The following is a 20,472-nucleotide window of genomic DNA, read 5'->3' as shown; positions in this document are numbered from 1 at the left end:
TCGCGTCCCCTGCAGCGATAACACCGGCCGCAAGCAGGTGTGTTCCCAAGCCACACGTATCCAATGTGACGCGCTCCCCGGTGCGCAGTCCGCCGACTCGCCGCTCGGCGGCGTGAAGACTACGGAACGCGTCGTGAAACTCTTCAGTGACGTTAAGCGGACCGACCGTAGTCCGGCCCGGTTTTCTGAGGGTGACTTCGAGTTCCTTGACCGTGTTGCTGGTGCGCATTGGGATCGCGTGCGGGTGTTGCTCGAGCGGTGGTTCGCCGAGCATCCGAGCGACGCCAAGCGTGACCTCTACAGCAGGTTCACCGATCACGACAGCGGTCAGCACCTGGGGGCTTGGTGGGAGCTGTATATCGCTAGCTTGTTCCGGCACTTGCGGTATGACGTTGTCGCACACCCCATTATCGAAGGATCTAAGGGCAAGCCCGACTTCCTTATGACGAAGCCAGGAGCTTCTTTCTACATCGAATGCGTGGTCGCCGGCACCGGGGGGACACGCGGCAACGTTGAATGGATCTACGACTGCATAAGCGATGTTGAGACTCGCGACTTTCTCGTCGGTGTCGAGCGCGTCGAAACCGGTACCAAGAAACCGAAACGGAGAGATGTCACCCGACCTATCGCGCAGTGGCTCGCGTCGCTTGACCCTGACGATATTCTCTCGAAACCGGGAGAAGAACTGCCTCGCAGGACGATTCCGATACGCGACTGGTCACTGGAGCTGGTTGCCTACCCGACTAGGCCTGATGCAAGACATAAGGGCGGCCGGATAATCGGCACACTGCCCGCAGTCTTCGGCTTCCCTGCCAACACAATTGATCGCATCCAGGAGAAGATCACTAAGAAAGGGCGGCGTTACGGTAATAGCCCGCTGCCGCTGCCGCTGATCGTAGCCGTGTTGGAGGGAACCGGATGGGTGGATGAGGATGAGTTCGGCGACGCATTGTTTGGCCGCAGGGAATTTCAATGGAATGAGGGCGACGCCGCGTCGATACGTCAAGTGCGACGACGCGATGGCTACTTCCGTGGTGATTGGAAAGACGATGACGACCAGCGTGGAATTCGCGTATCGGCTGTGCTGATCGGATCCAACCTTCGGTATTGGAGAATCGCAACAGATTTACCCCGCTTATGGCTGAATCCATGGGCCGCAACCCCAATCAACAACCGCGACGGCTTCGCTACCACCACAGCACTTGAGAGCGGGCAGTTCGTAGAAAGCGCGGCAACGCTCGATGCGTCGTCAGTATTCGATCTCGAACCCGACTGGCCATCTTTCCCTACGAAGCGCTTCGATGATGAATAAGCCGAGTGCCATGGCGGGCGCACCCAACCTGCCGTCATGAGCGCCGTACACACTGGGCGACGCCGAAAAATCTCGAATGGTCGAAGGGGCAGTGACCGTTGTTCTCGTACGGCGCCAACCTCGCGCCCTCATGTTCTTGAGCCCAGGCGTCACGGGCCGCCAGGAACCTCGCGAACGCCGCCCTCCACGTCCGCTCAGTCCGATACCGAACACCCTGAAAGGGTCTGCTGCACCGTCAGGTGACAGTTTTGACCTGACCCACCTGTTGGGTTCCATTTTCGGTGACTAACTGACGGCGGTGAGGGTGTTGTTGGTGAAGGATAGTTCGTATTCGACCGGGGTGCGGTAGCCGAGCGCGGAGTGGCGGCGTCGGCGGTTATGGAAGATTTCGAGGTAGTCGAAGATCGCGTTGGCCAGCTCGACGCGGGTCTTCCATTTCTGGCGGTCGAGCAGCTCGATTTGCATCGAAGACCAGAAGCTCTCCATCATGGCATTGTCCAGCCCGTCGCCGATCGTCCCAAAGGACGGCAAAAGCCCCGCGGCGCGGATCTTCTCGCCGAAAACCCAAGAGGTGAACTGGGTTCCGTGATCAGCGTGAACGATGCCACCGGGTGATGGGCGGCGGTTGCGGATGGCCATGTCCAACGCATTGACCACCAAAGTCGCATCGGCCTTCGAGTCCATCGACCAGCCCACGATGCGGCGGCTGAACGCATCCAGGACAGCACAGCAGTACAGCCATCCTTCCCGGGTCCTGTGTTGGGTGATGTCGGTGACCCACAACTCATTTGGCGCCAGCCGGTGGAACTTGCGGTTCACCAGATCATCGGCGGTCACTACGCCGCGCAACCGTTTGACCCGGATCGGACCGGGCAGGCCGTAGATGCCGGCGAGCGTCATCAGGACCGAAACCGTGCGTTGACCGCGCTCATCGAAAATCCCCGGCTGTGCTCGCCGAAATTCCTCACCTGTGAGCAGCGGTCAGTGTAGTTGTTGGCGGGTGCCGGTGGTTGTTCGGCGCAGGGTTTCCGCGGCGGCGTGGTGATCGCGTAGCCGGTAGGACTCACCGTCGAGGTTGATGACTACGGAGCGGTGCAGCAGGCGGTCGAGCATGGCGGCGGCCACGGTGGTCAGGATACGGGCGCGGCATGACGGTCAGCCTTTCGTACAGGCCGCCAGTTAGTCACCGAATCTGGAACCCAGACGGTGGGTCAGGTCAAGATGTCACCCATCCGTGCAGCAGACCCAAGTATGGCGCCGGCCAGCTAGGCGCGCTGCGGGTGACTGAGCTTCCGACGTCGCGGGCCAACGCGCACATTCAGGGCGTGGCGGCAACGACAACGTCTCAGGCCGGCTATCTGCGGATAATTCTGCGCGGGATGTTCTCGTTGGCCGTGCGCTTTGACGTCCTGGCGGTGAATCCGATCGTGGAGACCAAGACCGCGAAGCTGCACAGGAAGCCAGCCCGCGCGATGACACCCGCCGAGTTCGAGCGAGTGCGGGCCGCGGTCGACGCGTACGCAAGCCGCGAGGGGCATGGCGGCCCGAAGCCCGGCCGACTGCTGCCGGCGTTCATCGAAGTGCTGGCCGCGACCGGCGCACACCCGAGTCAGGTGCTGGCATTGCGGTGGTCAGATGTCGATCTGCTCGCGGACCCCCCGACTGTGACAATCTCGGGCACCCTGGTCGACCACCAACGGATCCCAGGCAAGGGGCTGCACCGCCAGGAAGCCCGCAAGGGCGACGCTCCGGAGCATACCGTGGTGCTGCCCCAGTTCGGCGTGGAGGCCTTCACGGTACTCCTGGGCGAGACGGCCCGTCCGGGCCGGTGTTCGCCAACAGGGAGGGCGGCTGGATGTCGCTTTGCAATCTGCGGCGGGCGCTACGGACCGCGCTGCCCGCAGATCTTCGGTGGGTCACACCGCACTCGTTTCGCCGCACGGTGGCCACCGTGGTCCGCGACGACCTGGGCCGGCGTTAGCGCAGCAGCAACTGAGCCACTCGAAGCTGGCCACCACCGAAGCGCATTACCTGCAGCGTCACATTCGCGGCCCGGATGTGCGGAACACGCTGGACAGATTCGCGTCGGGGAAAGTGGCGGCTGAAAGTATCAGGAAAGTATCAGGTGGACCGGGTTCTCATGGGTCCAGCGGTTCTGTGTAGCTGCATTTCCGCTGGTAGATGGAGCCGCCTAGGAGAATCGAACTCCTGACCTATTCATTACGAGTGAATCGCTCTACCGACTGAGCTAAGGCGGCGGTGCCCTGTCGCGGGCGGGACGAGTCTACGTGGCTACCGTAGCTCCTGCCCAATCGTGGCCACCATGGCGTCGACGGCGAACTTGGGCTTGACGTTGATCGCCAGCGCCTCGCGGCATTCCAGCACGGCCTCCGCACAGCGCAGCAACCGCTCGGGGCTGGCGTGCGCGGCCAGCGAACCCACTCGCTCAGCCATGTCGGGATGGTTGGGCCGCACCGACCCGGCGCCGGCCGAGACCAGCACCGCATCCCGGAAATACGAGGCCAGGTCCATCAAGGCCCGGTCCAGAGCATCGCGTGAGGCGCGGGTGTGCCGAGACTTCTGCCGTCGCTCCAGGTCCTTGATCGCCCCGGCGGAGCCACGGATCGCGCCGGCGGCGCCTTTGCCGGTCCCGCCCGCCCCCAGCGCCGTACGCAGTTCCTCGGTCTCGGCTTCGGCGCGCTCGGCGGTCAGGGCGACGGCTTCTGCTTCGGCGGCGGCCACCAACTCCTCGGCGGCGGCGTAGGCCCCCGACCGTCGGGCGGCGTCGCGGACCAACTCCAGCGCCTGCTGTCGCCGCGTGCGGGCGTCGGGGTCGGTGGCGAGCCGCCGTGCCCGCCCCACGTGGCCGCCGCTGACCGACGCCGCCCAGTTCGCGGTCGCGGCATCGAGGCCGTCGCCTCCGATCAGCACCTGGGCGATGGCCTCGGTCGACGGGGTCACCAGCGCGACGTGCCGGCACCGGGAGCGCAGCGTGATCGCGATGTCCTCCGGATCCACCGAGGGGGCGCACAGCAGGAATACCGTGGACGGGGGCGGCTCTTCGACGACCTTGAGCAGCGCGTTGGCGGCACCCTCGGTCAATCGGTCGGCATCTTCGATCACCACGATCTGGTGGTGCCCGGTCGTCGGTCGCCGCGACGCGATCTGCACGATCGCGCGCATCTCGTCCACACCGATCGACAGGCCTTCCGGAATCACCCGCCGCACGTCGGCGTGGGTGCCCGCCATCGTCGTCGTACAGGCTCGGCAGTCGCCGCACCCCGGATCTGCCGAGGAGGTGCACTGCAGCGCCGCCGCGAAGCACAAGGCGGCCACTGAACGGCCGGAACCCGGCGGACCGGTGATCAGCCAGGCATGTGTCATAGTCCCGGCTCGCTGGCCTGCGTGACCCTGATCACCCTGGACAGTACGTCGGGCAGCCCGGGCAGCAGCCAGCAGCTCGTCCTCCACTACTTGCTGGCCTACCAGCCGCGTAAACACGCCCGTCATGATCGGCAACAGTAGTGAGCACCCCCGACAGATACCGATCAGCATCCGTTTCGCGACAGTTTCGTGACCTTCGGCCATCATCTGCCCACGTCGGACGACTTGCCGAAGCAATTTTTGGTTACCGGCCTGTCCCCGCTGACCGATACGGTAGTTGCGTGACCACGGCCGCAAGCTTCCCCAGGCGAATCAGCGCATTCGCCCGCTGGGTGATACGTACGCCGTGGCCGGTGTTCTCGCTGAGCATGCTGCAGGCCGACATCATCGGCGGCCTGTTCGTGCTCGGCTTCCTGCGCTACGGCCTGCCGCCCCGCGACCGCATCCAGCTGCAGGACCTGCCGCCGACGAACGTCACGATCTTCATCTGCTCGGTGGTGTTCCTGTTCCTCGCGGGATTCGCCTGGAACCTCAAGTTGCTGGTGCCGGTCTTCCGTTGGCAGCGCCGCGACAACCTGCTCGTCGAAGCCGACCCGTCCACTTCCGAATTGGCCCGCACCCGCGCCCTGCGGATGCCGTTCTACCGCACCCTGATCAGCGCGGGATCCTGGGCCGTCGGCAGCGTGGTGTTCGTCATCGCGAGCTGGTCGGTGGCCCGCCACGCCGCGCCGGTGGTGATGGTCGCCAACGCCCTGGGCGCCACCGCCACCGGAATCATCGGCTACCTGCAGTCCGAGCGGGTGTTGCGGCCGGTGGCGGTCGCCGCGCTGCGCAGCGGCGTGCCGGAGAACGTCCGGGCCCCCGGCGTCATCCTGCGCCTGATGCTCACCTGGGTGCTCTCCACCGCGGTGCCGCTGCTGGCGATCATCCTGGCCGTGGTGTCGGACAAGATATCGCTGCTGCACGCGTCGGCGGAGAGCCTGTTCAATCCGATCCTGCTGCTGGCGCTGGCGGCGCTGGCCATCGGGGCCGCCAGCACGCTGCTGGTCTCGATGTCGATCGCCGACCCGTTGCGCCAGCTGCGCTGGGCCCTGTCGGAGGTGCAGCGCGGCAACTACAACGCGCACATGCAGATCTACGATGCCAGCGAACTGGGGCTGCTGCAGGCCGGGTTCAACGACATGGTCCGCGACCTATCCGAGCGGCAGCGGCTGCGCGACCTGTTCGGTCGCTACGTGGGTGAGGACGTGGCACGCCGGGCACTCGAGCGCGGCACCGAGCTGGGCGGCCAGGAACGCGACGTCGCGGTCCTGTTCGTGGATCTGGTCGGCTCCACCCAGCTGGCCGCGACGCGACCGCCGGCCGAGGTGGTGCACCTGCTCAACGAGTTCTTCCGGGTTGTGGTCGAGACCGTCGGGCGGTACGGCGGATTCGTCAACAAGTTCCAGGGCGACGCCGCGCTGGCGATCTTCGGTGCGCCGATCGAACACCCCGACGGCGCCGGCGCAGCGCTGGCCGCGGCGCGCGCGCTGCACGACGAGCTCATCCCGGTGCTGGGATCTGCCGAATTCGGCATCGGGGTGTCCGCCGGCCGGGCCATCGCCGGCCACATCGGCGCCCAGGCCCGCTTCGAGTACACCGTCATCGGCGACCCGGTCAACGAGGCCGCCCGTCTTACCGAACTGGCCAAGCTGGAAGAAGGCCACGTGCTGGCGTCGGCGATCGCGGTAAGCGGCGCCCTGGATGCCGAGGCACTGTGCTGGGACGTGGGCGAGGTGGTCGAACTGCGCGGCCGCATCGCCCCCACGCAGTTGGCGCGTCCACTGAATCTGGCCGGGCTGGATCAGGTTTCGCCGCAAACCGAGCAGGTCGCCACGCAGGCGACCCCGTAACGGCCGGCGACTAAGTGCGCTTGGCGGCGCGCTTGGCCGGTGCCTTCTTGGCGGCCGACGTCGCCTTGCGTGCCGTCTTCTTCGCGGTCCGCTTCACCGGACCGCGGGCCCGCCGGTCGGCCAGCAATTCAGCGGCGCGCTCGTCGGTGATGGACATGACGTCGTCACCCTTGCGCAGGCTGGCGTTGGTCTCCCCGTCGGTGACGTAGGGGCCGAATCGGCCGTCCTTGATCACCATCGGCTTGCCCGACGCCGGGTCGGCGCCCAGCTCGCGCAGCGGCGGGGCCGAAGCAGCTTGGCGCCCGGACCGTTTCGGCTCGGAGTAGATCTTCAGCGCCTCGTCGAGGGTGATGGTGAACATCTGGTCCTCGGTGGTCAGCGATCGAGAGTCGGTGCCGCGCTTGAGGTATGGGCCGTACCGCCCGTTCTGCGCGGTGATCTCCTCGCCGGACGCCGGGTCCACCCCGACCACCCGCGGCAGCGACAGCAACTTCAGCGCGTCCTCGAGCGTCACCGTCTGCAGGTCCATGCTGCGCAGCAGCGAACCCGTCCGCGGCTTGGGACCCGTCGGCTTCTTGCCCTTCTTGGCCGGCGCGGCGTCGCCGTCGTCGTCCGGCGACTTCGGCAGGATCTCGGTCACGTAAGGCCCGTAGCGGCCGTCCTTGGCCACGATCTCGTGTCCCGTCTGCGGGTCCACGCCCAGCACCCGCCCCTCCTGCGGAGTGGCGAAAAGTTCTTCTGCCACATCCAGAGTCAGCTCGTCGGGAGTCAGCGAGTCGTTCAAGTTGGCCCGTTGCGGCGTCGGTTCGCCGTCGTCACCGGTCACCGTGCGTTCCAGGTACGGACCGTTCTTGCCGACCCGGACATACACCGGACGCCCCTGCGCGTCGTCGAACACCTTGATGGAGTTGACTTCTCGGGCGTCGATGCCTTCCAGGTTGACACCGACCAGTTTCTTCAGGCCGCCGGCGCGGGCCACCGAGTCGGGCACGCCGTGTTCGCCGCCGAAGTAGAAGTTGTTGAGCCAGTTGGTGCGTCGCTCGCTGCCCGAGGCGATGGCGTCGAGTTCGTCCTCCATCGCCGCGGTGAAGTCATAGTCCACCAGACGACCGAAATGTTGTTCCAACAGCCCGATTACGGCGAACGCCACCCAGGACGGCACCAGGGCGCTGCCCTTCTTGTACACGTAACCGCGGTCCTGGATGGTCTTGATGATCGAGGAGTACGTGGACGGACGGCCGATGCCCAGCTCCTCCAGCGCCTTGACCAGCGAGGCCTCGGTGTAGCGCGCGGGCGGGTTGGTGGAGTGCCCGTCCGGGGTCAGCTCGACGGCGTCCAACCGCTGGCCCGGGGTGAGTTGCGGCAGCCGACGTTCGGCATCGTCGGCCTCGCCGCCGGCCAATTCGTCGACGGTCTCCACGTATGCCTTGAGGAAGCCCGGGAACGTCAGGGTGCGCCCGGAGGCCGAGAAGATCACGTCCCGTTCTCCGGACCGGCCCTCGATGCGCAGGCTCAGCGTGGTGCCGCGCGCGTCGGCCATCTGCGATGCCACCGTGCGCTGCCAGATCAGCTCGTACAGCCGGAATTCGTCGCCGTCGAGTTCGCGGCGCACCGCATCGGGTGTGGCGAATGTCTCACCGGCCGGCCGGATCGCCTCGTGTGCCTCCTGGGCGTTCTTCACCTTGCGGGTGTACTGGCGCGGCGACGGCGACACGTATTCCTCGCCGTAGAGCTGGCGTGCCTGGTTGCGCGCGGCGCCGATAGCCGACTCCGACAGCGTCGTGGAGTCGGTCCGCATATAAGTGATGTAGCCGTTCTCGTAGAGCCGCTGCGCAATGCTCATGGTGCGCTCCGAGGAGAACCGCAATTTGCGGCCCGCCTCCTGCTGCAGCGTCGAGGTCATGAACGGGGGATACGGCCGCCGGGTGTAGGGCTTTTCCTCCACCGACGCCACGGCCAGCTGGGCGCCCTGCAGTCCGGTGGCGATCGCGGTGGCGCCCGCTTCGTCCAGGACGGTGACCTCGTCGGCCTTGCGGAGTTGGCCCAGCGAGTCGAAGTCGCGACCGGTAGCCACGCGCAGACCGTCGACGCTGGTCAGACGCGCCGCGAAGGTCGGCGGCTGCGCCTTGGGGTCCGACACGCTGGCGTCCAGCTTGGCCAGGATGTCCCAGTAGGAAGCGCTGCGGAACGCCATCCGGTCGCGTTCGCGCTGGACGATGATGCGGGTGGCCACCGATTGCACGCGGCCGGCGGAGAGTTTGGGCGCCACTTTCTTCCACAACACCGGGCTGACCTCGTAGCCGTACAGCCGGTCCAGGATGCGGCGGGTCTCCTGAGCGTCGACCAGGTCGATGTCCAGGTCGCGCGGGTTCGCAGCGGCCTCGAGAATGGCCGGCTCGGTGATCTCGTGGAAAACCATCCGTTTGACCGGGACGCGCGGCTTCAGGGTCTCCATCAGATGCCAGGCGATGGCCTCGCCCTCGCGGTCGCCATCCGTGGCCAGGTAGAGCTCATCGACGTCTTTGAGCAGGCCCTTCAGCTCGGTGACGGTGCTCTTCTTCTCCGGACTGATGATGTACAGCGGCTCGAAGTCGGCATCGACGTTGACCCCGAGACGGGCCCACGGCTCGGACTTGAACTTCGCCGGCACGTCAGCGGCGGCGCGCGGCAGGTCGCGGATATGCCCCCGCGAGGATTCGACGATGTAGTTGGATCCCAGGTAACCGGCGAGTTTGCGCGCTTTGGTGGGCGACTCGACGATCACCAATCGCCGGGTGCTCCCGTTCCTGCCGCTGCTAGCCCTCCGGTCAGCCACCTGCGCCTACGCTCCATCTCCTGTGTCGGTTCCCTGGCGGAACCGCCTTCGCGGGGAAGAATGACAGGTCGGCGCCCTGAAATTCCCGATAATCCGGTCCGTTGAGGCTCGCCGCCGTCCGTTCGCCCCCGCGGGCAACTGCCAATTTCGCACCAATAGGCGCGCCCGCGCAAACCGACCGGCTCTCCGCCGTGCCCCGGCAACCCGTCAAACGCGCGGCCACTGGCCGGCCGCCTCGGGGTCGTCAGGAGCTTCTCCGACGTTCTCTACCAGGCGCGATAGCCTGCGACGGCCACTGATCCGAAGCGCCGGGCGGGCTCCCCGGGTGCCGATCAGGGTTGGTGCGATCCCGACCCGCATCAGCGCCGACGCCAGCGGCGAATGTGTGTCCGGCGCGTGCGGATCCAGCCCGAGCAGGTAACGGTCGGCATCCGGTGCGCCGGCCGCCAGGATCCACGCCCGCAACTCCCGCGGGCCGGGCACCCAGCGCGGTGGCACGGTCTTGACCGCGCCGCGCGTCCACTCGGTGGCGATACTGCACAGCCGGGCATCCACCGCCGTCCGGACCAGCGGGTGGTTTTCGTCGGTCCGGGTGATCTCGGGGACCAACCCGGCCTCGGTGATCATGTCCGCCAGGGCGGCGGCCCGCCACGACTGCTCGACCACCACTGACAACCTGGCACCCGTGCCGACCATGACGATCTGACCGGGGGCAGCCAGCAGCCCGCACAAATCTTCGACCGCGGGCGGCACCGATTCCGCGGCGAAGAAGGAAAGCTGGCTCACGCCACAGACAGTAGGCCAGCCGGGGAGTCGGCGGCGGCTCCGCGCGCGGCGCGGCGGCACCGTGCTACGACGGCGGGGGGACGTGGGACGCAAGGCCCCGATGAAACGAAAACCCCCCGGCGGTTTCCGCGAGTGCGGGGCTGCGCCGGGGGGCTACGTCAGAATCTGCTCGGATTAAACGGAGCGGACTCCGGTGGCCTGGGGGCCCTTAGGGCTATGGCCGATCTCAAATTCGACCTTCTGGTTCTCTTCGAGGGTGCGGAAGCCCGTCCCCTGGATTTCCGTGTAGTGGACAAAGACGTCAGCGGATCCATCTTCGGGGGCGATGAAGCCGAACCCCTTCTCCGCGTTGAACCACTTCACAGTTCCCTGTGGCATTTCTCGATATTTCCTTCTCTTCTGGGTGCAGGGCACCGCTGTTCGGGTGCCCCGGGCCCGCTGCGACCGCCATACCTTCTCGGAGTCGCCGGAATTTCACCCGACAGATAACCTCGCAGGAACCGCGACCGCAACGTCGATCCTGCGAAAGTTTTACACGAACACAGAAGCTGCGACCGCACCCAGTCAACCACGTTCGTCGCGTCGGCGACAGCCTGAAGTCAGCGCAGGTCGCCCAATTTACGTCTGCGTCACCCGCGGACCCCGGGAGCGCACCACTACGACCCAGAAAGGCACGCGATGGCGAGCTTCGGCAGCGAACTGCTTGCCGCCGCCCTCGCCGGCACCGCAGCCGGCGAACATCCGCTGCGTCACGTCGCCGAATTGCCACCGCGACCGGGGCGTCCCGGGGCCTGGCCGCACTGGGCGCCGCCCGACGTGGTGCGTGCATTCACCGACCGCGGCATCCGCGCACCCTGGTCACATCAGGTGCAGGCCGCCGAACTGGCCCACGAGGGTCGTCACGTGGTGGTGAGCACTGGTACCGCGTCGGGCAAGTCGCTGGCCTACCAGCTGCCGGTGCTCAGCGCGCTGGCAACCGACCCCCGCGCGCGGGTGCTGTACCTGTCGCCGACCAAGGCGCTGGGTCATGACCAGTTGCGGGTAGCGCACGCCCTGACGGCAGCCGTGCCCGCTCTGGCCGATGTCGCACCCACCGCCTACGACGGCGACACCGCCGCCGAAGTGCGCCGCTTCGCCCGGGAGCGCTCGCGGTGGCTGTTCTCCAATCCCGACATGATCCACCTGTCGATCCTGCGCAACCACCCCCGGTGGGCGGTGCTGCTGCGCGGTCTGCGCTTCCTGATCGTCGACGAATGCCACTACTACCGCGGTGTTTTCGGCTCGAATGTGGCGATGGTGCTGCGCCGGTTGCTCCGCCTCTGCGCGCGCTATTCGTCGTATCCGACCGTGATCTTCGCCAGTGCGACCACCGACTCTCCCGGCACGACGGCCACCGAACTGATCGGTCAGCACGTCGTCGAAGTGCTCGACGACGGATCACCCCAGGGCGGCCGCACGGTGGCGTTGTGGGAGCCGGCGTTGCGCACCGACCTGCTCGGCGAGCACGGCGCCCCGGTGCGCGGGTCGGCGGGCGCCGAGGCGGCGCGGGTGATGGGCGACCTGATCGTGGAGGGAGCGCAGACGCTGACTTTCGTGCGTTCCCGCCGGGGTGCCGAGCTGACGGCGTTGGGAGCCCGGGCCCGGTTGGAAGAGGTCGCCCCGGAGCTGTCGTCGCTGGTGGCGTCCTACCGCGCCGGGTATCTGGCCGAGGACCGCAGCGCGCTGGAACAGGCCCTGGCCGACGGTCGACTGCGGGGACTGGCCACCACCAACGCACTCGAACTCGGTGTCGACATCGCCGGTCTGGACGCGGTGGTGCTGGCCGGGTTCCCGGGCACCGTCGCGTCGTTCTGGCAGCAGGCCGGCCGGTCGGGACGGCGCGGTCAGGGCGCACTGGTGGTGCTGGTGGCCCGCGACGATCCGCTGGACACCTACCTCGTCCACCATCCGGCCGCGCTGCTGGGCAAGCCCGTCGAACGGGTCGTGATCGACCCCACCAATCCCTACATTCTGGGTCCTCAACTACTCTGTGCTGCAACGGAACTGCCACTCGAAGAAGCCGAGGTCCGGTCGATGGACGCGGTGCGGGTGGCCGACGGACTGGTCGACGACGGACTGCTGAAACGCCGGGGCGGCAGGTACTTTCCCGCACCGGGCGTCGAACCCCATGGGGCCGTGGACATCCGCGGTTCCATCGGCGGCCAGATCGTGATCGTCGAAGCCGACACCGGACGTCTGCTGGGCAGCACCGGCGTGGGACAGGCGCCGGCCTCGATCCATCCCGGAGCGGTCTACCTGCATCAGGGTGAGAGCTACGTCGTCGACTCGCTGGACCTCGAGGACGGCATCGCGTTGGTGCATGCAGAGGACCCCGGCTATGCGACGTTCGCCCGGGAGATCACCGATATCGCGGTCACCGGATACGGCGAGCGGTCCGCGTTCGGTGCGGTCACCCTCGGTCTGGTGCCGGTGACGGTGACCCACCAGGTGGTCGGATACCTACGTCGACGGATCGACGGCGAAGTGATCGACTTCGTCGAACTCAGCATGCCGCAGAGTTCGTTGCCGACGGTCTCGGTGATGTACACCGTCGAGCCGGAAGCGTTGGAGGCGAACGGGATTGACCTCAGCAGGACACCCGGTGCGCTGCACGCCGCCGAGCACGCCGCGATCGGCCTGCTGCCCCTGGTAGCCAGTTGCGACCGCGGTGACATCGGCGGGCTGTCCACCGCGGTCGGTCCCGACGGGCTGCCGACGGTGTTCGTTTACGACGGCCATCCGGGCGGGGCGGGCTTCGCCGAACGCGGCTTTCACCGGGCGGCCACCTGGCTGGGTGCCACCGCCGCGGCCATCGAAGCCTGCGAATGCCCCAGCGGATGTCCGTCGTGTGTGCAGTCGCCCAAATGCGGCAACGGCAACGACCCGTTGGACAAGGCCGGCGCCGTGCTGGTGCTGCAAATGGTGCTGGCGGCGTTGGACGGTGGGGCCGCCCGGGCGGTGGGGTGAATCGGCCGCTGGGCCGCTTTGCGACACAGCCGGAAAGAATTGCTTTTCGATTCGGCGAAATGACCTTACAGTGCATTTATCCATTGCACGGTGATGGCGATCAGACACTGGCCGAGTCTGTCGACAATCGAGTCGGAGGTGTCGCATGTCTCATGTCAACGCGGCGCCCGGCACCATAGGCAGCACGGCCACCAACCTGGCCGGCATCGGTGCCACGATCAGCAGGGCCAACGCCGTGGCGGCGGCCCCGACGACGGGTCTGGTGGCCTCGGCCCGGGATCAGGTATCGGCCGCGGTTGCCGCGTTCTTCAACGGGCACGCGCAGGGATACCAGACGCTCGGCGCTCAGGCGGAGGCGTTCCACCAGGACTTTGTGCAGTTGCTCCGATCCGGTGCGGGCGCGTATGCGGCCGCGGAGTCCGACAACGTCGCCGCCACCGGCAGCACCGTTGCCGAGCCTGCCGTCACCACGAAACGCGAATCCGTCGGCCGCTCCGACAACCACGCCGCCGGCCACCGTCCGGAGGTCGCCGGCAGCACGATGGAGGGCAACCGCGGATCGGGCGCGCCCCCCGGCGGTGAGTCGAGAAGTGCGGCGACCGGTCTGATCGGTGTCGGCGCAGCGGGCCGAGTCGGGGTTCCGACCGGCGAGTCGGGCGGTCGTGCCACCCGGTGGCTGTCCGGTGCCGAGGCGGGCCGCCCCAGGATCGCCGGCCCCGCGCTCAGCGCCCGAAAGTCCGACAGCTCTCCGCTGTCGTCACCCAGCGGGTTGTCCGCACGACAACTCGCCGGACCGGTCGCCGACAGACCCCGTGGCGGCGCCACCGTGGTGATCCTCAACTCCCGCGGCGGCGGCAGCGGCGGCATGGCCCATGGTTGCCGGACGAGCATGGCCAGTCGCGGTTCCGGTGGAGCCGGAGGGGTCTATTGCCCGCCTGTTCCGACACCGCAATCGAGGGCAACCAATCGGCCCTAGGCCGAGGATCATCAAAAGGATTGCTGTGCAATCCCGGTGACTAATCCGTTGGACGGGCGACCGACCCCTCGACGGTCGACCTCCACGGATCCACTATTCGACGGTCTGCCAACACAAATCCGTCCACTCTGCTGAAACTCCAGCGCAGCAGAAACCTACCTGGCGTGAAGCCTCAATTGCAACACGACAAGCACCCATTTTACGAAGTCTATTCAGACAAACCCGTCAGACGGTATGACAAACAAGTTGGCAATAAACCGAGATATGTTGCAGGGGCGTGAAATACCTACCCGCGCACTCAACTGACCGCCGGTCATAGAACGACCGTTGCGTGACGACCGGGATGCGCCGGGGCTGCGGGACAACGGTTTTGACGTCGTCGTCAGCATGACGGGCGCCGCGCGGTACGGGTAGACCCACGCCCCGCGGGCGCACACTGTATCCGCTTTTGCTGCAACACTATTACGCAGCAAACGCAACGATGGCTCCCGGCCGGCGCCACCCCCCGGCGGTGTCCGTGGCCGATCACCGGATCAGTAAACTGCGCCTATGGGCCACGACTGGTTGCTCGTGGAGACGCTGGGAGACGAGCCCGCCGTCGTAGCGCAGGGGCGTCAACTCAAGAACCTCGTCCCGATCACCTCGTTCCTGCGGCGCAGCCCGTATCTCGCGTCGATCAAGACGGCGATCGCCGAGTCGGTGCAGACCGGCCAGGCCCTCAGCAGCATCACCCCCAAGAGTGACCGCGTCATCCGCACCGAACCGGTGGTGATGTCGGACGGCCGAATTCACGGGGTGCACGTGTGGAGCGGCCCGATCGACGAGGAACCGCCCGAGCGACCAATGCCGGGGCCGCTGAAATGGGACCTCACCCGCGGCGTGGCTACCGACACTCCCGAATCACTGGCCAACAGCGGCAAGAACCCCGAGGCCGAGGTCACCTACGGCAGGGCATTCGCCGAGGATCTGCCGTCTCGCGAGCTCAACCCCAACGAAACCAAGGTCCTGGCCATGGCGATCCGGGCTGAGCCGGGTCAAACGCTGTGCAGCACTTGGGATCTCACCGATTGGCAGGGCAATCCGATCAGGATCGGGTTCACCGCGCGCAGTGCGATCGAACCCGGACCTGACGGCCGTGATCATCTGGTGGCGCGGGCGATGAACTGGCGGGCAGAGCGCAAAGGTCCAGCGGTGGCCACCGACGACCTGGCGCAGCGGATCCTCAAGGGCCTCGCGCAGGCCGGTGTCCATCGCGCCCTCGTCGACCTCAAGACCTGGACCCTGCTCAAATGGCTGGACGACCCCGCTCCGTTCTACGACTGGCGCGGCAACGAGGACGACCGGCAACGCGTCCATCCGGACGACGAGGGTCTGGTGGCCGCCATGACAACGGAATTCGCCGAGGGTGCGACCAGTCGGGTGCTGCGACTGCCCGGCACCGACACCGACTGGGTGCCGGTGCATGTCACCGTCAACCGGGTCGAGATCGAGCCGGACACCTTCGCCGGGCTCCTCTCGCTGCGGTTGCCGACCGACGGCGAGATCGCCGACGCAGACTTTCCGCCGGCGTAGCCGCCGGAGCGGCAGCAAGGTATCCGAGCCGCTCGGCTCAACCGACCGGCCCGGCCCGCGCCGAGGCCCGTGCGGTGCCGGCGTGCGCGACCGGCACCTGGACCTCGACGATCACGTCAAGACCGTCCACCCGGCATCCGGCGGTGGCAACGCCCATCGCCCGGGCCACCGCCGCGGCCCGGGCACAGGCCGCGGATGCGCCCTGCGGCACCTGTGCAGCCCCCGCCAGGGCGGCCAGGTCGGCGCCGGCCTGGGCGCGATGCCGGGCCACCACGACACAGCCCAGCCAGGCACCCGCCGCAGTCACGCAGAGCAGCGCCGCGATGATTGCAACCGCAAGCACCGTGGCGGCGCCGTCCTCACCCCGGTTCAGTCGCCGACACCGCCCGGGCCGCAATATCAAGGTGCGGCAACAGCTTTGAATGCGCGACCACGGTGGCAACCAGCAGATCGCCATCCCGGCGCACCGCGACCCGAGCCCCCGGCGGCGCGATGCTTCGGGCCACCTCGACAGCGCCCGGGTCGCCGCGCGCCGCCAGCCGGGCAGCCTCGCGGGCCGCATCGACGCAGCGCACCTGCATCGACACCGCGGTGATCGCGGCCAGGCACAACACCAGGACCACCACCAGGGCCGCGATCGCCAACGCGGCCTCGACGGTGCTCGAACCGGCACTGGCGACTAGACGTTGGTGCTCAGCGCGCGACCGATGATGTGGTTCAGCGCCGACACGACCGAGTCGCCGGTGACGACGGTGTAGAGGATGGCGCCGAACGCCGCCGCCGCGATGGTGCCGATCGCATACTCGACGGTGGACATGCCGGACTCGTCCACAACCAACAGCGTCATGCGCGCCCTGAACAGACGAAATATATTGAACATCAACCATTTCCCTTCTCACAACAGACCTGATTGCAGAACACCGCCGGCCAACCCGGCCACCACCGGGATGATGCCCAGGCACACGAAGGCCGGCAGAAAACACAGGCCCAGCGGACCGGCGATCAGTACCCCGGCCCGCTCGGCGGCCGCGCCGGCCGCATGCGCGGCATCGTGGCGGGTCTGGGCAGCCAGTTCGGCCAGACCGTCGGCAAGCGCTGCACCTGATGCCGCCGATCGCCGCGCCAACCGCAGCAGGCCATCCACCTGCGTATCCGGTGCCCGGCCAGCCGGAGCCGACCAGGCGACGCCGGCGTCAGCGCCCAGCGCCAGCAGGTCGGCGGCCCGCCGCAGCACCGCAGCAAGGCGAGGCGGCGCGGATCCGGCGGTGGCGGACGCTGCCGTCGACACCGCCATGCCGGCCGTCAGGCATACCGCGAGCACGTCCAAGGTGGATGCCGCCCCCAGCGGATCCGGCCCGCCCGACGCGCGGGGCGGCGACTGCGCCGCGTGGGCAGCCAACCCGGCCCGATGACGTGCCGCCGCAGGTCCCGCCCCGCACCACAGGGCGGCGGCCAGCAAGAGCGCGGCGCTAGTCATGACGGAGTCACCCGATCGGTGATCCGATCCGACCACCACAGCCCGGTGCAGATCAGCGTGGTACCGACAAGCAGGAACCACCCCCCGGGCGCGGAGCACAGAAACGTCAACGGCCGCGCCCCGATCAGTTGCCCGAGCGCCACGCCGAGCACCGGCAGCCCGGCCAGAATGACCGCAGTGGCGCGCGCACCGGCCAGGCCCGCACCCACCTTTGCCGAAAACCGTTGCCGCTCAGTGATATCGCGTTGCGCGGCCCGCATCAGCCCGGCGATAGCCAGGCCGTGTTCACTGGCCAGCTGCCAGCACACCGCGATGCGTTCCCAATGGGCAGGCATTGCCGACGTGTGCGCGGCCGCGCGTAGGCCGGCCGGCACGTCGGCACCCATCCTGGCCCGCGCCGCGACGCCCCGCAGCGCGACCGACACTGCGCCGCCGGTTTCCCCGGCGGCGGCCTCGAAGGCCCGCACCGGGTGGGCACCCACCCGGAGTTCGCCGACCAGGACCTCGAGGGCGGCTTCCAGCGCCGCGCCCTCTGCCATCGCACTGCGGGCGTTGCGTCGACGCCGGTACCGCACCCCCGTCGTAGCCCCGACCACAGCCAGCGCGGCGGCTACCGTCACCGGCAAAACCGTCGCAGCCAGCATGAACACGCAGCCGCACAACCAACCGACACCGCGGGCAGTGACCGCGAATCGACGGTGGACGGCACCCTCCGCCCTGAGACGACGCCGCGGCGAGCCGGGCGCCACCAGCAAGGCCATCGCCAACAGCAGAGCGGCGAGCTGCCAACCCGTCATGGCCGCGCCCCGGCCGGCAACAACGCGAGCAGATCCGCTGCGGGAGCGGCCATCCCGTGATCGGCGTGCCACGCCGGCACCGCGTGCACCCGCCCGTCCCCGGCCTGCCGTAGCGTGGCGATCTCGACCAGCCGGCGTCGTCCGGACCGGTCGCGCGAGACATGCAACAGCACCCGCACGGCCGCGGCGAGCTGGGTGTGCAGCGCGGCCCGGTCCAGCCCGCCGAGCGCGCCGAGCGCCTCCAGCCGGGCCGGTACCTCACCCGGGCTGTTGGCATGCACGGTGCCCGCACCGCCTTCGTGTCCGGTGTTCAGCGCGGCCAGCAGGTCGACCACTTCGGCGCCTCTGACCTCTCCGACCACGATCCGGTCCGGGCGCATGCGCAGCGCCTGGCGGACGAGTTGGCGCACGGTCACCTCACCGACACCTTCGACGTTGGCCCGCCGCGCGACCAGCTTCACCAGATGTGGGTGTGCCGGCGCCAACTCGGCGGCATCCTCGACGCACACGATCCGCTCGGCCGGTGAGACCGCGCCGAGCATCGCGGCCAACAGCGTCGTCTTGCCGGCCCCGGTGCCACCGCACACCAGGAACGCCAGCCGGGCGGCGATGATCCCGGCCACCAGCTCGGCGGCTACGGGGGTCAACGCCCCGGCGGCGGCCAGCGCCGCGAGATCCTGCGTTGCCGGCCGCAACACCCGCAGGGACAGGCAGGTACCGCCCGCCGCCACCGGCGGCAACACCGCGTGCAGGCGCACCGCGAACCCGCGTGCGCCGATCCCGGCCAGCTGTCCGTCCACCCACGGCTGGGCATCGTCGAGCCGCTGGCCGGCCGCCAGCGCCAGCCGTTGCGCCAACCGCCGCACCGCCGCCTCGTCGGGAAACCGAATATTGCTGCGTCGCAATGCGTTTCCATCATCAACCCACACCGAGTCGGGCGCGGTCACCATGACATCGGTGGTGCCGTCGGCGCACAGCAATGGTTCCAGGATGCCGGCGCCGGTCAGTTCGGTCTGCAGCAGCCGCAGGTTCGCCAGCACCTCGGTGTCGCCGAGAATGCCGCCGGACTCGGCGCGAATCGCCGCGGCCACCACGTTGGGCCGCAGCGGTCCCGACTCGGTTGCCAGCCGTTCCCGGACGCGTTCGATCAGCGGGCCGTTCATGCCGCGCGGCCGTCCAGCGTCGTTCGGCCGCTTGCCAACACGCCGACGACGCGGCGCGCCGCCGCCGCCAACGCCGATCGCCGCCCCAGCCGCAGCCCGGCGTGCTCCAGTCGTTCGGCGAGGTGCGGTTCGGCACGCATCGATGCCAGCAACGGCACGCCCGCGATCTCGGCGACCTCGGCCGCACGCAACCCCCCTGGGGACGGACCGCGCACCACCGCGCCGACATTCGGATTGATCGCGGCCAGCACCGGCGCGATCGTGGCAGTGGCTGCGCAAGCCCGCACATCACACCGGCTGACCAGCACCACCAGATCGGCGGCGGCCAGTGCGACGTGGCTGGCCTCGGACAGACGCCGCGGCAGGTCGCACACCACGGTGACTCCGCCGCGGCGGCCGGCTTCGGCGATCGCCTCCACCGGTGCGGCGTCCAGCTCGCGGCCGTGCCGGGTGCCGGACAGGACACTGATCTCGCGGCGCCGCGGCAGCACGTCCCGCACCGCCGACCAGTTCAGCCGACCACCCTGCAGCGCCAGGTCGGGCCACCGCAGCCCCGGCGACGCCTCGTCGCCCATCAACAGGTCGATGCCGCCACCCCACGGATCCAGGTCGAGTAGCAGCGACTCTCCGGCGACCTCCGCGACGGCGGCGGCGAACAGCGATGCCCCCGCCCCGCCGCAGCCGCCGACGACCGCAAGGACCTGGCCACGCCGCCTGACATCACGCGCCGATTCGGCCGCTTCCGCCAGTGCGCACACCAGGTCCGCTTCCTGCTCGGGCATCCGCAGCACCTGCTCGGCGCCGACGGCGACGGCGGCCGCCCAGGTCGCCGTGCCGGACTCAGCACCGGTCAACACGCTCACGTGGGCGCGACGGGGCAGCGCGGACTGCGCACAGCACTGCGCTGCGTCCGAATCGAGCACCACCGCGGCCGCGGCCAGCCACGTTTTCCTGCTCACCGGGGTGTGGGCACCGGTATGCACCACCCGCGCGCCGACGGCGGCGCCGACGCGATCCAGCTCCTCGCGCAGATGCGAATCGGTCAGCATCGCCAGCACGCCGGAGCCGGCGGTGCGCGGGGAATTGGTCACCCTTCTACGCTGGCGCGCCACCGGTATTGCCCGCCAGTGCCGAAGGCCAATTTGTGGAGAAAGTCCGGTCTGTGTACAAATGTTCGCTGAATGGCGCGACTTCGCGACCAAGCGCTATTTCGGCAATGGTCGACAAACGGGTTCTGAGACCCGTAGCGGTGAATTTCTTACCCCAGAAAAGGGACGACCCCCGCCAGGGGG

At 68.2% G+C, this 20,472-nt stretch carries 16 protein-coding genes, 1 tRNA gene and 3 pseudogenes; 6 read left to right on the top strand and 14 right to left on the bottom strand.

What is annotated here, in order from left to right:
- Nucleotides 1–133 precede the first annotated feature (133 nt).
- The gene (locus tag AC5Y3Z_RS19485; protein WP_473139881.1) at nucleotides 134–1,312 is read left to right on the top strand and encodes a hypothetical protein; all 1,179 of its coding nucleotides are present in this window, start codon (nucleotides 134–136) and stop codon (nucleotides 1,310–1,312) included.
- A gap of 285 nt (nucleotides 1,313–1,597) precedes the next feature.
- On the opposite strand, the pseudogene AC5Y3Z_RS19480 reads toward AC5Y3Z_RS19485, so the two are convergent.
- Nucleotides 1,598–2,230: pseudogene (locus AC5Y3Z_RS19480) on the bottom strand (IS3 family transposase); the annotation flags it as partial.
- 63 nt (nucleotides 2,231–2,293) lie between these two features.
- Nucleotides 2,294–2,443 (bottom strand): annotated as a pseudogene (locus AC5Y3Z_RS19475) (ATP-binding protein); the annotation flags it as partial.
- Between the two features lie 119 nt (nucleotides 2,444–2,562).
- Here AC5Y3Z_RS19475 and AC5Y3Z_RS19470 point away from each other — a divergent pair.
- Nucleotides 2,563–3,475: pseudogene (locus tag AC5Y3Z_RS19470) on the top strand (tyrosine-type recombinase/integrase); the annotation flags it as partial.
- Between the two features lie 19 nt (nucleotides 3,476–3,494).
- Here the strand turns inward: AC5Y3Z_RS19470 and AC5Y3Z_RS19465 are convergent.
- Together AC5Y3Z_RS19465 and AC5Y3Z_RS19460 are read right to left on the bottom strand one after the other, a co-directional pair.
- Nucleotides 3,495–3,570, bottom strand: a tRNA-Thr gene (locus AC5Y3Z_RS19465).
- Between the two features lie 34 nt (nucleotides 3,571–3,604).
- Complete coding sequence (locus tag AC5Y3Z_RS19460; protein ID WP_473139882.1) at nucleotides 3,605–4,822, bottom strand: DNA polymerase III subunit delta'; 1,218 nt, start codon at nucleotides 4,820–4,822, stop codon at nucleotides 3,605–3,607.
- A gap of 110 nt (nucleotides 4,823–4,932) precedes the next feature.
- Here AC5Y3Z_RS19460 and AC5Y3Z_RS19455 point away from each other — a divergent pair, with 110 nt between their 5' ends.
- Nucleotides 4,933–6,588, top strand: coding sequence for an adenylate/guanylate cyclase domain-containing protein (locus AC5Y3Z_RS19455; RefSeq protein ID WP_473139916.1), 1,656 nt, complete (start codon nucleotides 4,933–4,935; stop codon nucleotides 6,586–6,588).
- 10 nt (nucleotides 6,589–6,598) lie between these two features.
- Here the strand turns inward: AC5Y3Z_RS19455 and topA are convergent, their stop codons facing one another.
- The 3 genes from topA to cspA all read right to left on the bottom strand — a co-directional run bounded on the left by topA (nucleotide 6,599) and on the right by cspA (nucleotide 10,567).
- Nucleotides 6,599–9,403: a type I DNA topoisomerase gene (gene topA / locus AC5Y3Z_RS19450; protein ID WP_463828525.1), complete on the bottom strand. Its 2,805-nt coding sequence runs from the start codon at nucleotides 9,401–9,403 to the stop codon at nucleotides 6,599–6,601.
- 207 nt (nucleotides 9,404–9,610) lie between these two features.
- The gene (locus tag AC5Y3Z_RS19445) at nucleotides 9,611–10,189 is read right to left on the bottom strand and encodes a hypothetical protein (protein ID WP_473139883.1); all 579 of its coding nucleotides are present in this window, start codon (nucleotides 10,187–10,189) and stop codon (nucleotides 9,611–9,613) included.
- Nucleotides 10,190–10,363: 174 nt separating this feature from the next.
- Complete coding sequence (gene cspA / locus AC5Y3Z_RS19440; protein ID WP_036363014.1) at nucleotides 10,364–10,567, bottom strand: cold shock protein CspA; 204 nt, start codon at nucleotides 10,565–10,567, stop codon at nucleotides 10,364–10,366.
- A 300-nt stretch (nucleotides 10,568–10,867) separates the two neighbouring features.
- Between cspA and AC5Y3Z_RS19435 the strand changes: the two genes are divergently transcribed.
- From AC5Y3Z_RS19435 to AC5Y3Z_RS19425, 3 genes are all read left to right on the top strand, one after another.
- Nucleotides 10,868–13,195 (top strand): DEAD/DEAH box helicase, encoded by a 2,328-nt coding sequence (locus AC5Y3Z_RS19435; protein WP_473139884.1) that lies wholly within the window; start codon nucleotides 10,868–10,870, stop codon nucleotides 13,193–13,195.
- Between the two features lie 145 nt (nucleotides 13,196–13,340).
- Nucleotides 13,341–14,171: a PE family protein gene (locus AC5Y3Z_RS19430; protein ID WP_473139885.1), complete on the top strand. Its 831-nt coding sequence runs from the start codon at nucleotides 13,341–13,343 to the stop codon at nucleotides 14,169–14,171.
- Nucleotides 14,172–14,720: 549 nt separating this feature from the next.
- Complete coding sequence (locus tag AC5Y3Z_RS19425) at nucleotides 14,721–15,743, top strand: PAS domain-containing protein (protein ID WP_473139886.1); 1,023 nt, start codon at nucleotides 14,721–14,723, stop codon at nucleotides 15,741–15,743.
- Between the two features lie 37 nt (nucleotides 15,744–15,780).
- On the opposite strand, the gene AC5Y3Z_RS19420 is transcribed toward AC5Y3Z_RS19425, so the two are convergent.
- The 7 genes from AC5Y3Z_RS19420 to ssd are packed head-to-tail and all read right to left on the bottom strand — an operon-like array spanning nucleotide 15,781 to nucleotide 20,229.
- Entirely contained in the window at nucleotides 15,781–16,086 is a 306-nt protein-coding gene (locus tag AC5Y3Z_RS19420; RefSeq protein ID WP_463828520.1) for an Rv3654c family TadE-like protein, read from the bottom strand.
- Between the two features lie 16 nt (nucleotides 16,087–16,102).
- Nucleotides 16,103–16,387 (bottom strand): TadE family type IV pilus minor pilin, encoded by a 285-nt coding sequence (locus AC5Y3Z_RS19415; protein ID WP_463828519.1) that lies wholly within the window; start codon nucleotides 16,385–16,387, stop codon nucleotides 16,103–16,105.
- A 35-nt stretch (nucleotides 16,388–16,422) separates the two neighbouring features.
- Nucleotides 16,423–16,623: a DUF4244 domain-containing protein gene (locus tag AC5Y3Z_RS19410; protein WP_463828518.1), complete on the bottom strand. Its 201-nt coding sequence runs from the start codon at nucleotides 16,621–16,623 to the stop codon at nucleotides 16,423–16,425.
- 15 nt (nucleotides 16,624–16,638) lie between these two features.
- The gene (locus AC5Y3Z_RS19405; RefSeq protein WP_473139887.1) at nucleotides 16,639–17,220 is read right to left on the bottom strand and encodes a type II secretion system F family protein; all 582 of its coding nucleotides are present in this window, start codon (nucleotides 17,218–17,220) and stop codon (nucleotides 16,639–16,641) included.
- Nucleotides 17,217–18,017, bottom strand: coding sequence for a type II secretion system F family protein (locus tag AC5Y3Z_RS19400; protein WP_473139888.1), 801 nt, complete (start codon nucleotides 18,015–18,017; stop codon nucleotides 17,217–17,219). Before AC5Y3Z_RS19400 ends, AC5Y3Z_RS19405 begins: the two co-directional genes overlap by 4 nt.
- The gene (locus AC5Y3Z_RS19395; protein WP_473139889.1) at nucleotides 18,014–19,180 is read right to left on the bottom strand and encodes a TadA family conjugal transfer-associated ATPase; all 1,167 of its coding nucleotides are present in this window, start codon (nucleotides 19,178–19,180) and stop codon (nucleotides 18,014–18,016) included. The genes AC5Y3Z_RS19400 and AC5Y3Z_RS19395 overlap by 4 nt, the downstream gene beginning before the upstream one ends.
- Nucleotides 19,177–20,229, bottom strand: a complete 1,053-nt coding sequence (gene ssd / locus AC5Y3Z_RS19390; protein ID WP_463828774.1) for a septum site-determining protein Ssd — start codon at nucleotides 20,227–20,229, stop codon at nucleotides 19,177–19,179. The genes AC5Y3Z_RS19395 and ssd overlap by 4 nt, the downstream gene beginning before the upstream one ends.
- Between the last annotated feature and the right edge of the window lie 243 nt (nucleotides 20,230–20,472).

The organism is Mycobacterium sp. NGS61 (genome assembly GCF_059812325.1).
Note: the sequence above shows the minus strand (reverse complement) of the source record. Positions and strands in the feature narration are given on the sequence as shown.

Excerpts from the sequence above, each read along its gene's own strand:
- AC5Y3Z_RS19460 (WP_473139882.1), bottom strand. The coding sequence starts at position 4,822 with ATGACGGGCGTGTTTACGCGGCTGGTAGGCCAGCAAGTAGTGGAGGAC.
- cspA (WP_036363014.1), bottom strand. The coding sequence starts at position 10,567 with ATGCCACAGGGAACTGTGAAGTGGTTCAACGCGGAGAAGGGGTTCGGC.
- AC5Y3Z_RS19435 (WP_473139884.1), top strand. The coding sequence starts at position 10,868 with ATGGCGAGCTTCGGCAGCGAACTGCTTGCCGCCGCCCTCGCCGGCACC.
- AC5Y3Z_RS19430 (WP_473139885.1), top strand. The coding sequence starts at position 13,341 with ATGTCTCATGTCAACGCGGCGCCCGGCACCATAGGCAGCACGGCCACC.
- AC5Y3Z_RS19425 (WP_473139886.1), top strand. The coding sequence starts at position 14,721 with ATGGGCCACGACTGGTTGCTCGTGGAGACGCTGGGAGACGAGCCCGCC.
- AC5Y3Z_RS19410 (WP_463828518.1), bottom strand. The coding sequence starts at position 16,623 with ATGTTCAATATATTTCGTCTGTTCAGGGCGCGCATGACGCTGTTGGTT.
- AC5Y3Z_RS19405 (WP_473139887.1), bottom strand. The coding sequence starts at position 17,220 with ATGACTAGCGCCGCGCTCTTGCTGGCCGCCGCCCTGTGGTGCGGGGCG.
- AC5Y3Z_RS19400 (WP_473139888.1), bottom strand. The coding sequence starts at position 18,017 with ATGACGGGTTGGCAGCTCGCCGCTCTGCTGTTGGCGATGGCCTTGCTG.
- AC5Y3Z_RS19395 (WP_473139889.1), bottom strand. The coding sequence starts at position 19,180 with ATGAACGGCCCGCTGATCGAACGCGTCCGGGAACGGCTGGCAACCGAG.
- ssd (WP_463828774.1), bottom strand. The coding sequence starts at position 20,229 with ATGCTGACCGATTCGCATCTGCGCGAGGAGCTGGATCGCGTCGGCGCC.